The following is a 15,358-nucleotide window of genomic DNA, read 5'->3' as shown; positions in this document are numbered from 1 at the left end:
ATGTTTGCAAAATATGCTTATCGACGACTGAGCTTGCTTTGCTTTATGTTGTTTACCCTAACGATATTTACTTTCGCCCTCAATTACCTGTTTCCAGGTGAATTAGTCACCAACTTCAGTGGTGAAGTCAACTCAAGCTATGCCCAAACGCAGGCGCTAGTTGAAAAATACCGTATTGAAGAAAATATCTTTGTGCAATATGGCGCATTTATGGCTCGTATGTTTGAGGGCGATTGGGGTTTATCTTTGTCGTCAGGCCAACCTGTTCTTTCTCATGTACAACACCTATTTCCGGCAACGCTTGAGTTGTGTTTATATGCTTTGACGGTTGCGGTCATTATTGGTGTACCAAGTGGGGTAATAGCCAGCGCTTATCATAAAAAGTGGCCAGATAAGCTCATTAACTCATTAAGCTTGATGGGGTTTTCCATTCCAGTTTTTTGGTTAGCACTGCTGCTTATTATGGCATTTTGTCTGGGCCTTGGGCTTTTCCCCATGTCCGGTAGAATAGGCTTACTTTATGAAATACAGCCCGTTACTCATTTTATTCTGATTGATATTTATCTTGAAGGGTTTCCCTATGGTGGTGCCGCATTTTGGGATGCACTTCATCATTTAGCGCTGCCAACCGTTGTGCTGGCTATGTACCCAACGACAGTTTTAATCCGCTTTACTCGCGACTCTATGCTCGAAGTCCTCGACCAAAACTATATTAAAACAGCTAGAGCAAAAGGCCTTAATCGCAGCCAGCTGATCATCCACCACGCGCTGAGAAATGCGCTGCTGCCAGTGATAAAACAAATTGGCCTCCAGTTTAGCACCCTCATCACACTTGCGATGATCACAGAGGTGATATTCTCTTGGCCTGGGATCGGTCGATGGTTAATTGAAAGCATCTATCAACGTGATTACCCAGCTATCCAAGGGGGACTGCTCGCAGTGTCTTTCTTTGTTATCATTGCCAACATGTTGTCTGATTTTATTCACTCGATACTCGATCCGCTCGCAAGGAATCAGGCTCATGGCAAAGTTTAACTTATTTACCGAAGAGTCTAACCGCTCACCTTTATTTAGGCTATGGCGTAAATTCCGCTCAAACCACATTGCACTAGTGGGTTTGTGGCTGTTTGTTGCCTTGACGGTATTGGCTTTAACAGCGCCGCTGATCGCGCCCTATGGTGTTAACCAGCAGCATGCTGATGCTCTGTTGCTGCCACCTTCTTGGCATGATGATGGCGATGTGCGCTTTATACTCGGTACAGATGATTTGGGACGAGACATCTTATCTCGCCTAATGAACGGGGCGACCTACACGTTTGGTTTATCTATCATTGCGGCCTTAGTTACCACGGCACTCGGCGTCGTACTTGGTACGCTTGCTGGCGCTAGTCGAGGCTTAAAATCCAGCTTTCTTAATCACTTATTGGATATTACGCTCGCCATTCCTTCGTTACTGCTGGCCATTATCATCATTGCTATATTAGGGCCAGGTTTGATGAATACGGTGTGGGCGATTATCTTCGCGTTACTGCCACAATACATCCACTCGATAAGAAACTTAGTGGTCACTGAGCTGAGTAAAGACTATATCATTGCCTTTAAGCTTGATGGTGCAACACGCTGGAAACTGCTCGTCCGTGGCATACTGCCTAACATTTACGAGCATATCGTGGTTATCTTCACCATGGCGCTGTCGACTGCTATTTTGGATATTGCGGCACTTGGTTTCTTAAAGCTCGGTGCGCAGCCTCCATCTACTGAATGGGGTGCTATCCTACAAGAAAACTTAAGTTTAATTTATCTCGCGCCTTGGACTGTAGGCCTCCCAGGTGTATTACTCTTTTTGGCGGTACTGTCCACCAACTTGGTTGGTGATGGGCTCCGTGAAGCGCTGAAACAACGTAAGGCAGATTAATGCAATTACTAGACATTAAGAACCTCACCATTGAACTACATACAGAAGACGGCGTTATTCGCGCAGTTGATAAGGTCAACCTTAGCCTTAAAGAAGGCGAAGTACATGCGCTTGTCGGTGAGTCAGGCTCTGGTAAAAGTCTAATCGCCAAAGCCATTGTGGGGGTACTCAATCAGCGCTGGACGGTAACCGCAGACCGCATGCACTGGCGTGGTGTTGACCTTATGCGTTTATCTTCAGAAAAGCGCAGAAAGCTCGTCAGCCAAGACATTGCGATGATTTACCAAGAGCCAAGTCGAAGCCTTGACCCAACCGCCACTATTTTCGATCAAGTCGCGGAGTCTATCCCCGATAGCGTCTTAAAAGGTGGTTTTTTTGGTCGTAGAAAAGCTCGAAAAGAAAAGGTCCGAGCACTCTTGCACAAAGCTGGGATCCGAGACGATAAAAAGATCTGCAGCAGTTACCCACATGAGCTTTCAGAAGGAATGTGTCAAAAGATCATGATTGCGATGGCCATAGCCAGAAGCCCTCAACTACTGATAGCCGATGAGCCCACCACTGCACTTGAGAGCACCGCTCGCGCGCAAGTATTTCGATTGCTCAAAGCATTAAATCAACTTAAGAACATGTCGATATTAATGATTTCACATGAGTTGGAAGAAATCTCAGACTGGTCCCATGCAATGCATGTACTCTACTGCGGGCAGATGGTTGAAGCAGGTCCTACTCAGGCTATTTTTAAACAGCCATTACACCCCTATACCCAAGCGCTGGTTAAGAGTTTGCCTGACTTTGGTCAAGGACTCGGCCATAAAGAAGCATTTTATGCCTTAAAAGGGACTATTCCCCCTTTACAACACTTACCCATAGGATGTCGCTTGGGACCTAGATGCCCTCAAGCACAAAAAGAATGTGTCGTCACGCCAAGGCAAAGTCGCTCGCATGGTCATAGTTATGCTTGCCACTTCCCGTTAATTAAGGTGAAGCAAAAATGCAACCCGTCTTAAAAGTACAGTCTTTAAACAAGTCCTACACTTCTCGCCAAGGGCTGTTCAGACGCCGCTCGTTGCAGGTGCTCAGAGATGTGTCGTTTGCGCTTGCTCCCGGACAAACCCTCGCAATCATAGGCGAGACCGGCTCTGGTAAAAGTACGCTCGCCAAAGTACTTGCCGGCGCCGATATGGCCGACTCTGGACAAATATTACTGAATGGCCAAATTGTAGAAGACGCTGGTATTCGCAATCATGACTGCCGTACTATTCGCCTGATCTTTCAAGACCCAACTCGCTCGCTCAACCCGGGTCTCACTATTGGGGATATGCTTGATGATTGCCTGCAATACAATACTGAACTCACCGAAGAGCAGCGCTATAAGAAAATCCGTATCACACTCAGTCGCGTCGGGCTACTTGGCGAGCACATAGACTATTATCCTCATATGTTTAGTGGCGGACAATTACAGCGAGTTGCCTTAGCGAGAGCCCTTATTTTGGACCCTAAAGTACTGGTGTTAGATGAAGCGTTGTCATCATTAGACCCATCCGTACGCGCTCAGACCGTGAACCTCCTGCTGGAATTACAAGCAGCAACGGGACTTGCGTACGTACTTATCACACATCATTTGAGTTTGGTTCGTCATATGAGTGATGAGATTTTGGTGCTAAATCGTGGCAAAGTCGTCGAATATGGCGAAACCGAGCGTGTGTTCAATACACCAAAATCTAAAACCATGCAGAAACTGCTATCAGCTTAATTTAGCGAGGGAATGAGAAATGGATTTTAGTGCCCATCTGTTATTTTTCTTCTCACTTGTTGGAGTATTTAACGGCTTTATTCTCAGCGCCCTACTGCTAATAAAATTTCAGGAGGCGAAGGCACTGCGCTGGGTGTCGGTGCTCCTCATTTTACTTTGTATTCGAATTGGTAAATCAGTCCTTTTTTACTTTAACCCAGAGCTAGATAAAACGATTCTGCAAATAGGTTTGAGTGCCTACTTTTTGCTTGGCCCCTGCCTGCTTAATTTTGTACTTGCAAGCTACAGTAAAACCAAAAATCGTTATCTAACAATACACTTTTTGGTATTAAGCGGTTTTATTATTGGATTTGGTATATTTATGCCCTATCAGCTTCACCCTGAAATTTGGCAAACGTGGGGTTACAAAGGCACATCTTATTTTTGGCTGGGTTACTTATTGATAAGTTCTTATACTTTTTACCGCCTAACAACTCCTAAAAAAGCCAGTGGCAACGCTGAGTTTCATCTATCTTTGGTTGTGATCTGCGGTTGCTGGCTCATTTGGGCCGCGTATTTCTTTTCGTCATTCACTTCTTACATCACAGGAGCACTCACGTTCAGCTTTGTGCTCTATTTAAGCATCCTTTTCGCACCCAAATTACTACGAAAACCAACGGCTAATGAAAAGAAATATGCCAATACGCACATAAGCGACGATGAGTACAATCAGCTCATAGCCAAACTGGAGTCGCTAATGTCAGAAAGCAAGCTATTTACTGAACCGGATTTAACGCTACCCCGATTAGCCAAACGATTAGGCACGAGCCACAACAAATTATCGCAAATAGTAAATCGCCACTATCATTGTAACTTTAAACAATATCTCAATGGCTTGAGAGTGGAATATGCGAAACACTTGCTTTCGAGCACCAACATGCCGCTGGAACACCTTGCACTGGAGTGTGGTTTTAATTCTGCATCCACATTTTTTGCCGCATTTAAGAAGCTCACGGGGTACTCTCCAAATAGCTTTAAGCACTCCGAGAACATACTCTCAGACTCCTAAAACATACTCTAGGTGACTGCTTTAATTAAATAAGTTTATGTTTCTTCTGAGTCATTACAGGAGAAACTTATGACCCTATCAAAACTAGTATCATTGTTATTTTTACTACTTATCCAAACCAGCATCGCCATCGCTTTTGAGGATGAGACCGCTAAAATTACCGCTACACTAAACCACTACATCAGAGGCACCGCAAATAACCAGCCTGAAATGATAAGAAAAGCGTTTCATCCCGATGCGATGCTTATTTTAGAAAAGTCAGACCAAGCGATGTGGCAAGTCCCGTTGAAAGAGTATTTGAGTTGGTATAAAGGCTCGAAAAAAGACACTGGCAGGCGCGCCAAAATTCTAAATATCAGCGTGAATGACCACCTTGCACAGGCTAAAATCCGTATTGATATATTGAAGTCAAACATGCAGTACATCGATCACCTACTCCTAAAGAAAATAGCTGGCACATGGAAAATCATCGGTAAATCGGCGCAGCAAACCACGCTAACTTCCGAGCAAGTAACGAACTTGGGTCGCCGAGTGCTCATTGTCGCATCAAGCAAGGCCTTTCACGGCGATAGTCAGCTGCCAGCTGGCACGAGCTTCGAAGAGCTACTCAGTGCCTATGACGTATTTACTCAAGCAGGGCTAGTCGTTGATTTCGTCAGCACACAAGGTGGCGCGTTAAACCTGAGCTATATAAATACTTCAAATGGCGAACATAAAAAGTACCTTTACCAACCTGACTATATGTATGCGCTCAGCAGCACGATGCGTCCAGCTGAAGTCGATCCAAGCCAATATAGGGCAATCTATTATGTTGGCGGCAGCAATGCCATGTATGAAGTAGCGGAAAATCCGACTCTACAGCGTATTGCTATGCATATATATGAACAAAACCAAGGTGTTGTTGCCGCAGTATGCCATGGCACAGCTGGTATCGTTAATTTACGCTTGAAAAATGGCGAGTATCTCATCAAAGGAAAACAAATCACCGGTTATCCTACTGCTTTTGAGAACCCAGATAGAGCCTATTTCAAGCATTTTCCTTTTCAAATTCAACCTAAAGTGGAAGAGCTCGGAGGGAATTTTGTGTATGGAGAGCGGGATGCATCTTTTATTAAGGTAGATAGCCGTATAGTGACAGGGCAGAACTATCAGTCTTCACTGGCGGTTGCAAGCACTGTACTTGAGCATATTCAATAATACCAATATCCCTGCGCTTAAGTAGCACAAGGTATAAAAAAGGCGCCGTGTTGGCGCCTTTTTTATCTAAAAACGATTATTGCTGCTCTGTGACCTGTAGCTGTGGTCTTTTTACTTCAGACTTAGCTTCAAGTGCTGCTAGTAGCTCAAGGTAGTTTTTATTTGCGTAGGAAGCAGTGATTGACTGCTTCTGCTGCGGATCAACCTTGTCGTCAACTGCAGGTGTAGTTACGGACTTAAGAACCACAAATGCCGAGTCGCCATTACCAAGTTCTACAAGTGCAGATTCTGTCTCTGCTACACCTGGCTGAGGTAATTTAAATGCTTCAGCTGCAATAGCTGGTGGTACATCGTAGCTGCGACGCTTAAGCTCAGTCACGCTCTTCACTTCGATGCTTTGCTCTTTAGCTATCTCAGCTAACGTAGAACCACCTTGTAGTTGCTCAAATAGCGACAGTGCTTTCTCTGCAATTAATGTTGAAGCTTTTTCATTACTCAACTGCGTTTCGATCTGCGTGCTGACTTCCTCTAGTGGCTTAGTCGCAGCCGCTTTATGCTCAGCAACACGAACCACTACGATATGCTCTGGTGCAACTTCTAACACTTCTGAGTTTACGCGGTCTTCTAACAGCTCTGGCGTGAAGATAGTATTGCTTATCGCTGGTGAATTCAGTGGCTCAGGAAGCGCATTACGGCTTACTAGTTCAGTTGATTTAATTTCAACGCCAGCGGCTTCAGCAGCGTCTTGTAGTGAGTCAGCCATTTCAAAAGCAAGTTCTGCTACACGGGTTTGCTTTTGATAAAACGCATCAATCTTGGCTGCTTTTTCAAGCTCTGCACGAAGGTCGTCTTTTACGTCTTCAAAAGACTGAGCTTGTTGGCGCTGAATGTCTGTGAGCTTGATAATATGGAAACCAAACTCAGATTCAACCACTTCAGATACATCACCTACCGCGGCAAGCGCAAATGCAGCATCTTCAAACGCAGGATCCATCATGTCTCTTTCAATCCAATCTAAATCACCGCCAAGCTCAGCACTCACCACGTCGTCAGATTTTTCTTCTGCAACGACGGCAAAATCAGCACCGTTATTCAATTCAGCCAGAATTTCATCTGCTTTTTGCTTTGCGGCTTCAGCATCTTCGCTTGCATCAACAAGAATGTGTGACACGCGGCGTCTTTCAGGCTCAAGGTATTGGTTTTTTTGCTCTTCGTAATATGTTTTTAACGCTTCTTCAGTAACCGGCTCTGCTGGCTCTAGATCTTCGGCTTTTAACTCAATATAGTTAACCGCCACCAATTCTGGAGCCTGGAACTGAGTTTGATTCAAGTCGTAGTAGTTCTGAATCTCTTCATCTGAAACCGACACTTCATCTTTTACCAACTCTTTGCTTAATACCGCGTAGTCGATAGCGCGAGTCTGTTGCTGAAGCGCAATAGATTGCTGAAGTTCGTTTTTCAGTACAAAATCAGTGCCTGCCACCGCTGAGATTAGCTGTGCACGAGTCATCTCGTCACGAAGGTATTCACGGAAGCTATCTGGCTGGAAGTTCATTTGACGAATGACTTGTAAATAACGGTCGTTACTGAACTCTCCACCAATTTGAAAATATGGCATTTCAACAATCGCTTTTTTAACCTGCTCATCGCTCACACGAAGACCAAGCTCTTTAGCTAGTTGAGTTTGTAATTCTTGTTGTACTAATTGGTCGACAACACCTTGGCGAATTTGCGCCATATAATTAGGATCGGCTGCAATCTGTGCAAAGTATTCGCCAAACTGTTGCTCTAGTCGTGCACGTTCATTTGAGTAAGCACGAGAAAACTTAGTTTGTGAAATCTTTACTCCGTTCACTTCTGCGACAGGCTGCTCTGTGGTTTGACCTAGGTAACCACCGATCCCTGCTAACGCAAAAGATAAGATGACTAAACCTAATACGATTTTAGCCGCCGGGCCTTGCGAGCCTTCTCTGATCTTTTCAAGCATTTATTGTTTCTCTTATCTAAGTCAAAGCACCTAAGCACTTTGTGTTTGCTAGATTTGGGTTAAGCATTACACCAATCAGATTAGTGATGGTATAAAAAAAGCGTATCTTAGCAGATACGCCTTTTATCTTGAAGCAGTTCGCGATGACTCTGCATCGCCTAATTCAAATTAAATTAGTTTACTGCGTCTTTAAGCGCTTTACCCGCTTTGAAAGATGGGATGTTAGCTGCTGCGATTTGAATAGTCTCACCAGTTTGTGGGTTACGACCAGAACGTGCAGCGCGCTCGCGCACTGAGAAAGTACCAAAACCTACCAGTGCAACAGAGTCACCTTCTTTTAGTGCACCTGTTACAGACTCAATGAATGAATCTAGCGCACGACCAGCAGCCGCTTTAGAAATGTCAGCATCAGCTGCGATTTGATCGATTAATTGAGATTTATTCACAATATCATCCTCTTCCATATTTATTGTCAAAAGTTACTTTTTACTGAGAACTTTTGCTATTCATTTAGAGACATCACAGCGACTCTCTAATTCTCGAAATCTTTGTCAAGCCTAGTAATTACGGGGCTTCCGAACCAGTAGGCTTGAATACAGTGCCTAACTTAACACACCTTTTAGATTTGAAAAGCCTTTTCACTCAATTTTTTGGCTTTTTTCTTAGTTTTTTTGCGATTCCACGCTAAAACTGTCTATTGGGTGCGCTAACGCCAGTGATAATACCTCATCAATCCATGACACGGCATGAATATCAAGCCCTTCAAGTACATTCTCAGGAATTTCTTTTAAGTCACGCTCGTTCTTTTTCGGTATTAAAACTCGTTTAATTCCACCGCGATGAGCCGCCAATAATTTCTCTTTCAGACCGCCGATAGGCAGAACTTCGCCACGCAAGGTAATTTCACCTGTCATCGCGACATCTGCACGTACTGGATTACCAGTAAGGCTCGATACCAAACCAGTAACCATCGCAATACCGGCACTTGGTCCATCTTTCGGTGTCGCGCCTTCTGGAACGTGAACATGAATATCACGTTTCTCGTAGAAATCGTCATTTATGCGTAGTTTGTCAGCTCGGTTGCGCACCACGGTCATTGCCGCTTGAATTGACTCTTGCATCACATCGCCCAAGGAGCCGGTGTAAGCGAGTTTGCCTTTACCTGGTACTGCAGCACACTCGATAGTGAGTAAGTCACCCCCTACTTCCGTCCATGCAAGACCGGTAACTTGGCCAACTCTATCACCGTCTTCCGCCTTTCCGTAATCGTGACGTTGTACACCTAAGAAGTCTTCAAGATTTTCTTGATTAATCACAACTTGCTTAACGTTTTTGTCGAGCAAGATGTTCTTAACCGCTTTTCGGCACAACTTAGACACTTCGCGCTCTAGATTACGTACGCCCGCTTCACGCGTGTAATAGCGAATAATGCCAATGATCGCGCTGTCTTCTATATTGATTTCAGATTCTTTTAATCCATTGCGTTTAACTTGCTTTGGAATTAAGTGCTGCTTAGCAATATTCAGCTTTTCGTCCTCGGTATAGCCAGAAAGACGAATGACTTCCATACGGTCTAACAATGGACCCGGAATGTTAAAACTGTTAGAGGTTGCAACAAACATAACATCAGACAGATCGTAGTCCACTTCTAAATAGTGGTCTGCAAAGTTGCTATTTTGCTCTGGGTCTAACACTTCCAGTAGAGCTGAAGCAGGATCGCCGCGCATATCCGATGACATCTTATCGATTTCATCTAATAAGAAAAGCGGGTTCTTCACGCCAACTTTCGACATGCTTTGGATCAGTTTACCCGGCATTGAGCCAATATAAGTTCTTCTGTGGCCGCGAATTTCAGCCTCATCGCGCACGCCACCAAGCGCCATACGTACATACTTACGGCCAGTCGAACGCGCGATAGATTGCCCTAAACTGGTTTTACCAACCCCGGGGGGCCAACTAAGCATAAAATAGGACCTTTTAGCTTATTAGTGCGCTGCTGCACCGCTAAATATTCGATAATGCGGTCTTTCACTTTCTCGAGACCATAATGATCGGCATCTAGAATCTTTTGCGCACCTGCTAGGTCTTTTTTCACCTTAGAGCGCTTTTTCCAAGGCACATTGATCATGGTCTCAATATATGAGCGCACAACCGTCGCTTCAGCAGACATAGGTGACATCATTTTAAGTTTATTTAGCTCTGAAAGCGCTTTTTCTTCCGCCTCCTTCGGCATATTCGCTTCGCTAACACGCTTTTTCAGGGCTTCAAATTCGTCAGGTACATCATCCAGCTCGCCAAGTTCTTTCTGAATCGCTTTCATTTGTTCATTCAGATAGTACTCGCGTTGGGATTTCTCCATTTGCTTTTTAACACGTGAGCGGATCTTTTTCTCTACTTGAAGTAAGTCGATCTCGCCTTCCATCAACGCCATCAAATACTCAAGACGCTCAGTCACATCGTTAATTTCTAGCACCTTTTGTTTTTCAGGTACTTTAATTGGCATATGAGCAGCCATCGTATCAGCTAGACGTGCAGCCTCATCGATACCCGATACTGACGTTAAGACCTCTGGTGGGATCTTTTTATTTAGCTTCACATAGCCTTCAAATTGGCTAATTGCACTGCGAACTAATATGTCTTGCTCTTGCTCATCTACATCCTCGGATGGAATATACTGAGCTTGCGCCAGAAAATATTCGTCTGTAATTAGAAACTCATCGATTTTTGCGCGCTGAGTACCTTCAACCAGCACTTTCACTGTACCATCAGGTAGTTTGAGTAACTGTAGTACCGTTGCAATGGTACCAGTCTGATAGACATCATCAGTCCTTGGGTCATCAACTGAGGCGTCTTTCTGCGCAACTAAAAAGATTTGCTTGTCATTGTCCATCGCTGCTTCTAGGCATTTTATTGATTTTTCTCGGCCTACAAACAGCGGGATCACCATATGCGGATACACCACTACATCACGTAGCGCTAGCACTGGAATTTCTACTCGATCCATTCTTTCAAGCGTCATTATGTTCTCTTCGCACTTCAATTAATTTGGGAATACTGAGCTATATGGGGATAACGCAGATAAAGTTCAATAGTTTATAGTAATCCGCATCAAGTAGAGATCAATTCAGGGCAAAAAACCACGAGAGAGAAATACAAATATGGACCATTAAGTAATCTACTTTAAGACAAGAAAGCGCCATGAGCACCACTAAAAATTATTATTTAGTCTTACAAAAAGAGAAATCTTTAATGCTATTCGTAAATAGGTTTGATCTCTCAAATCAGTTACTTATCAACCCAGATTAATATCTCTTTGCAGGTTTAAACGAGAAAGCTTACCCGTTTAAGAGCTTTTCACTTTAATAGTAAATCGGTTTCTATCTGATGTGGACTAAGAAATAAAAAGGAGCACTAGGCTCCTTTTTCAATCATATATTGAGCTATTCAGACGCCGCTTTTTCTTTACCGTTATTCTCGTAAATCATAATCGGATCTGATTCGCCTTTGATCACTGTTTCATCAATGACGACTTTACTCACTTCTTCAAGTGAAGGAAGCTCATACATAGTATCGAGTAATACGCCTTCGACAATTGATCGTAGGCCACGGGCACCCGTCTTACGCTCCATTGCCTTATGAGCAATCGCTCTTAGCGCATCTTCACGGAATTCAAGGTCAACACCTTCCATCTTAAATAGCGCCGCGTATTGCTTAGTGAGTGCATTTTTCGGCTCATTTAAGATTTCAATTAATGCGTCTTCGTCCAGCTCGGTCAAAGTCGCAACAACTGGCAAACGACCAATAAATTCTGGAATTAAGCCGTACTTAACTAAATCTTCAGGCTCTACGTCTTTGAACGTTTCGCTTAATGAGCGCTCAAAGTCCTTAGATTTAACTTCAGCACCAAACCCAATCCCCGTATTTTTTGTACTGCGCTGCTCAATGACCTTATCGAGACCTGCAAACGCACCACCACAAATAAACAAGATCTTAGAAGTATCTACTTGTAAAAATTCTTGTTGCGGGTGCTTTCTGCCGCCTTGTGGTGGAACAGATGCAACCGTGCCTTCAATCAGCTTTAATAGTGCTTGTTGTACACCTTCGCCTGACACATCACGGGTAATTGATGGGTTGTCAGATTTTCTTGAAATTTTGTCGATTTCGTCAATGTAAACAATACCACGTTGTGCTTTCTCAACGTCGTAATCACATTTTTGCAGAAGCTTTTGAATGATGTTTTCAACATCTTCACCCACATAACCAGCTTCGGTTAATGTCGTTGCATCTGCCATTGTGAATGGAACGTCAAGTAAACGTGCAAGCGTTTCTGCTAGAAGGGTTTTACCACTACCCGTTGGACCAATTAGTAGAATATTACTCTTGCCAAGTTCTACATCACCTTTTCCGCCTTGGTTACGCAGGCGCTTATAATGATTATAAACCGCAACAGACAAGACCTTTTTAGCATGGTCTTGACCTATCACATAGTCATCTAAGTGATTTCTGATCTCTTTTGGCACGGGTAATTTATCAGACGCGTCATGCTTAGGCGCAATATCTTTGATTTCTTCCCTAATAATGTCGTTACAAAGTTCAACGCACTCGTCACATATATAGACAGATGGACCGGCAATTAACTTACGAACTTCATGCTGGCTCTTACCGCAAAATGAGCAGTAGAGTAGCTTGCTATTCTTATCGCCGTCTGTTGGAGTGTCTGACATTCAGCTACCTCATTCAATTGCTGTTATCTTTAGATAACATCGTATTTCTTTTAACTATACCAAAGAAATTTGGCTTTGGCACAGTAGAAGCCGATGAATTCAACTCATCGGCTAATTCATAATCACTTCAGCTCTCGACGAGAGTGAACCGCATCAATCAAGCCATACTCTAACGCTTGATCTGCAGTCATAAAGTTGTCTCGATCTGTGTCACGCGCAACCACATCATAAGGTTGACCGGTGTGATCCGCCATTAAGCGATTCAATTTTTCTTTGATCGCCAAGATTTCACGGGCATGAATTTCAAAGTCAGAAGCCTGACCTTGGAAACCACCTAAAGGTTGGTGGATCATCACACGCGAGTTCGGCAAGCAATAACGTTTACCTTTAGCACCGCCAGATAGCAAAAATGCGCCCATACTCGCAGCTTGACCAACACAAACCGTACTAACGTCAGGCTTGATAAAATTCATCGTGTCGTAGATTGACATACCAGCGGTCACAGAACCACCTGGCGAATTGATATACAAGAATATATCTTTGTCTGGGCTTTCCGATTCCAAGAACAGCATCTGCGCCACAATTAAATTGGCCATGTGGTCTTCGACTTGACCAGTTAAGAAAATAATACGGTCTTTTAACAGTCGTGAGTAAATATCATAAGAACGCTCACCTTTAGCCGTTTGCTCCACGACCATAGGTACTAACGCATTGATTGGATCGATCATACCATCATTCATGTTTTTTATTCCTTATTAGCACAGAATCTATTGCCTATTCGCTGCAACTTTATTGGACTTAGCGCGGCCCATAAAAACATTCTGTGATAGGTGTTTAGGCTAATACTTTTTTGAGCGAATTGAAACGAGTAGATATAACTGTATCAGTCATACTCAATGAAACCTGACTCGTAAAATAAGTATAGCTAATAAAATAAGCCATGCCTCAAGATATAAGCACTTAATGCTTCAATATCAAGGCTTAAAAACAAAAATGGCCCGAATTCTCTATTAGAGTAACTCGAGCCATTTAAACTTCAGCTTAGCTGTAAGTCAATGATTTGTTCAAGGACTTATTGAGCAGCCTGTGGATTCATGATGTCGTCGAATGACTTTTCAACATCAGAAACAGATGCAGCTGCAAGCACAGCTTCAACAGCTAGCTCTTCCATTGCTACATTGCGCATTTGCTGCATAAGCTGGTCGTTAGCTTTGTAGTATGCAACTACTTCGCTTGGATCTTCGTACGCAGAAGCAACAGTCTCGATTAATTCTTCAACTTTTGCATCGTCAGCTTTGATGTCGTTCGCTTTGATTACTTCACCTAGAAGTAAGCCAGTCTTAACGCGCGTTACCGCTTGCTCGTGGAAAAGCTCAGCTGGTAGCTCAGGCATGTTTTGTGCGTTGCCGCCAAAACGCTGTGCAGCCTGTTGACGAAGTGCGTCGATCTCTTGGTCGACTAGTGCTTTAGGCACTTCAACTTCGTTAGTTTCTAGAAGACCTTTGATCGCTTGATCTTTCACGTTAGCTTTAACCGCTTGGTTCAGCTCACGTTCCATGTTCTTCTTAACTTCTTCTTTAAGTGCGTCAACACCGCCTTCAGCAACACCAAACTTAGTTGCGAACTCGTCAGTTAATTCAGGAAGTTCTTGAACTTCAACTTTCTTCACAGTGATAGTGAATTGAGCCGCTTTACCTTTTAGGTTCTCAGCATGGTAATCTTCAGGGAAAGTTACGTCAGAAACTACTTCTTCACCTGCTTTTTTACCAACGATACCGTCTTCGAAGCCTGGGATCATACGACCTTGACCAAGCTCTAGAGGGAAGTCTTCAGCTTTTCCGCCTTCGAACTCTTCACCGTCAATTGTACCAACGAAATCAACCGTTACACGGTCTTTTTCGCCAGCTGCAGCATCACTCTCAGTCCAAGAAGCGTGTTGCTTACGAAGCGTTTCAAGCATGTTAGCAAGATCTTCGTCAGTTACTGAAACTGCTGGTTTCTCAACTGCAATTTTTTCTAGATCTTTAAGCTCAACTTCTGGATATACTTCAAAAGTTGCATCAAATTCTAGATCTTTACCTGCTTCTAGAGATTTAGGAGCAAAGCTAGGTGCGCCAGCTGGGTTGATTTTCTCAGCAATGATTGCCTCGATATAGTTACGCTGCATAAGATCGCCAGCAACTTCTTGACGTACAGCTGCGCCGTAACGCTTAGTGATGATTGACACTGGAACTTTACCAGGGCGGAAGCCATCGATACGCTGTGTTTTTGACAGTTGTTGTAGGCGTTTTTTAACTTCAGTCTCAACGTTCTCTGCAGGAACGGTGATGGTCAGACGGCGCTCAAGGCCTTGAGTCGTCTCAACAGAAACTTGCATGATTTACCTCAATCTTCATTTTTGGGCGACAAAGCGCCTTCCTTACTAACAAGACAACCATCATGCTTTTTATGGGCCTTCGGCTAAACTGCCAAACTCTCCGTTGCATGTGACGCTTGTTGCCTGCCCTACGGGCACTACGTTAATTAATAGACGCGGCATTATAACCTATTCAACGACGGAGTCGAGCAATCAGGTTAAATAATTAGGCATATTGGTGCTAATTGATTAAAAGTTAGTAAATTTGAAATAAATGACTGAGATACTGGGGAGAAAGTGGTCGGCGATGCAGGATTTGAACCTGCGACCCCTTGGACCCAAACCAAGTGCGCTACCAAGCTGCGCTAATCGCCGACT

11 protein-coding genes, 1 tRNA gene and 1 pseudogene are annotated in these 15,358 nt (G+C 43.8%); 6 read left to right on the top strand and 7 right to left on the bottom strand.

Going from position 1 to position 15,358, the window contains the following annotated elements:
* The 6 genes from DRB05_RS07685 to DRB05_RS07660 all read left to right on the top strand — a co-directional run bounded on the left by DRB05_RS07685 (position 1) and on the right by DRB05_RS07660 (position 5,913).
* Positions 1-1,035, top strand: a complete 1,035-nt coding sequence (locus DRB05_RS07685; protein ID WP_128726420.1) for an ABC transporter permease subunit — start codon at positions 1-3, stop codon at positions 1,033-1,035.
* On the top strand, positions 1,022-1,915 hold the full coding sequence (locus tag DRB05_RS07680; RefSeq protein WP_128726419.1) for an ABC transporter permease subunit: 894 nt from the start codon (positions 1,022-1,024) through the stop codon (positions 1,913-1,915). Before DRB05_RS07685 ends, DRB05_RS07680 begins: the two co-directional genes overlap by 14 nt.
* Positions 1,915-2,922, top strand: coding sequence for an oligopeptide/dipeptide ABC transporter ATP-binding protein (locus tag DRB05_RS07675; protein WP_128726418.1), 1,008 nt, complete (start codon positions 1,915-1,917; stop codon positions 2,920-2,922). Before DRB05_RS07680 ends, DRB05_RS07675 begins: the two co-directional genes overlap by 1 nt.
* Positions 2,907-3,668 carry an ATP-binding cassette domain-containing protein gene (locus DRB05_RS07670; RefSeq protein ID WP_128726417.1) on the top strand — a complete coding sequence of 254 codons (762 nt, stop codon included), beginning with the start codon at positions 2,907-2,909 and terminating at the stop codon, positions 3,666-3,668. The genes DRB05_RS07675 and DRB05_RS07670 overlap by 16 nt, the downstream gene beginning before the upstream one ends.
* A gap of 19 nt (positions 3,669-3,687) precedes the next feature.
* Positions 3,688-4,716, top strand: coding sequence for an AraC family transcriptional regulator (locus DRB05_RS07665; protein ID WP_128726416.1), 1,029 nt, complete (start codon positions 3,688-3,690; stop codon positions 4,714-4,716).
* A gap of 69 nt (positions 4,717-4,785) precedes the next feature.
* A complete protein-coding gene (locus DRB05_RS07660; protein ID WP_128726415.1) occupies positions 4,786-5,913 on the top strand; it encodes a nuclear transport factor 2 family protein in 1,128 nt (375 codons plus the stop codon).
* Positions 5,914-5,989: 76 nt separating this feature from the next.
* On the opposite strand, the gene DRB05_RS07655 is transcribed toward DRB05_RS07660, so the two are convergent.
* The 7 genes and pseudogenes from DRB05_RS07655 to DRB05_RS07625 form a co-directional block, all read right to left on the bottom strand.
* Positions 5,990-7,900 (bottom strand): SurA N-terminal domain-containing protein, encoded by a 1,911-nt coding sequence (locus tag DRB05_RS07655; protein ID WP_128726414.1) that lies wholly within the window; start codon positions 7,898-7,900, stop codon positions 5,990-5,992.
* Between the two features lie 173 nt (positions 7,901-8,073).
* Positions 8,074-8,346, bottom strand: coding sequence for a nucleoid-associated protein HU-beta (gene hupB, locus DRB05_RS07650; RefSeq protein WP_125253533.1), 273 nt, complete (start codon positions 8,344-8,346; stop codon positions 8,074-8,076).
* Between the two features lie 216 nt (positions 8,347-8,562).
* Positions 8,563-10,919, bottom strand: a pseudogene (gene lon / locus DRB05_RS07645) (endopeptidase La).
* A 421-nt stretch (positions 10,920-11,340) separates the two neighbouring features.
* Entirely contained in the window at positions 11,341-12,624 is a 1,284-nt protein-coding gene (gene clpX, locus DRB05_RS07640; protein WP_128726413.1) for an ATP-dependent protease ATP-binding subunit ClpX, read from the bottom strand.
* 122 nt (positions 12,625-12,746) lie between these two features.
* Positions 12,747-13,364: an ATP-dependent Clp endopeptidase proteolytic subunit ClpP gene (gene clpP / locus DRB05_RS07635; protein WP_128726412.1), complete on the bottom strand. Its 618-nt coding sequence runs from the start codon at positions 13,362-13,364 to the stop codon at positions 12,747-12,749.
* A gap of 332 nt (positions 13,365-13,696) precedes the next feature.
* Positions 13,697-15,001 (bottom strand): trigger factor, encoded by a 1,305-nt coding sequence (gene tig, locus DRB05_RS07630; protein ID WP_128726411.1) that lies wholly within the window; start codon positions 14,999-15,001, stop codon positions 13,697-13,699.
* A gap of 277 nt (positions 15,002-15,278) precedes the next feature.
* Positions 15,279-15,355: transfer RNA gene (locus DRB05_RS07625), tRNA-Pro, on the bottom strand.
* Between the last annotated feature and the right edge of the window lie 3 nt (positions 15,356-15,358).

Source organism: Pseudoalteromonas sp. A757 (assembly GCF_004103285.1).
Classification (GTDB): Bacteria; Pseudomonadota; Gammaproteobacteria; order Enterobacterales; family Alteromonadaceae; genus Pseudoalteromonas; species Pseudoalteromonas galatheae.
Note: the sequence above shows the minus strand (reverse complement) of the source record. Positions and strands in the feature narration are given on the sequence as shown.

What these genes read in the sequence shown, in the direction of transcription:
- DRB05_RS07675 (WP_128726418.1), top strand. Translation starts at nt 1,915, where the DNA reads ATGCAATTACTAGACATTAAGAACCTCACCATTGAACTACATACAGAA.
- DRB05_RS07655 (WP_128726414.1), bottom strand. Translation starts at nt 7,900, where the DNA reads ATGCTTGAAAAGATCAGAGAAGGCTCGCAAGGCCCGGCGGCTAAAATC.
- DRB05_RS07680 (WP_128726419.1), top strand. Translation starts at nt 1,022, where the DNA reads ATGGCAAAGTTTAACTTATTTACCGAAGAGTCTAACCGCTCACCTTTA.
- DRB05_RS07670 (WP_128726417.1), top strand. Translation starts at nt 2,907, where the DNA reads ATGCAACCCGTCTTAAAAGTACAGTCTTTAAACAAGTCCTACACTTCT.
- DRB05_RS07660 (WP_128726415.1), top strand. Translation starts at nt 4,786, where the DNA reads ATGACCCTATCAAAACTAGTATCATTGTTATTTTTACTACTTATCCAA.
- clpX (WP_128726413.1), bottom strand. Translation starts at nt 12,624, where the DNA reads ATGTCAGACACTCCAACAGACGGCGATAAGAATAGCAAGCTACTCTAC.
- DRB05_RS07665 (WP_128726416.1), top strand. Translation starts at nt 3,688, where the DNA reads ATGGATTTTAGTGCCCATCTGTTATTTTTCTTCTCACTTGTTGGAGTA.
- clpP (WP_128726412.1), bottom strand. Translation starts at nt 13,364, where the DNA reads ATGAATGATGGTATGATCGATCCAATCAATGCGTTAGTACCTATGGTC.
- DRB05_RS07685 (WP_128726420.1), top strand. Translation starts at nt 1, where the DNA reads ATGTTTGCAAAATATGCTTATCGACGACTGAGCTTGCTTTGCTTTATG.
- tig (WP_128726411.1), bottom strand. Translation starts at nt 15,001, where the DNA reads ATGCAAGTTTCTGTTGAGACGACTCAAGGCCTTGAGCGCCGTCTGACC.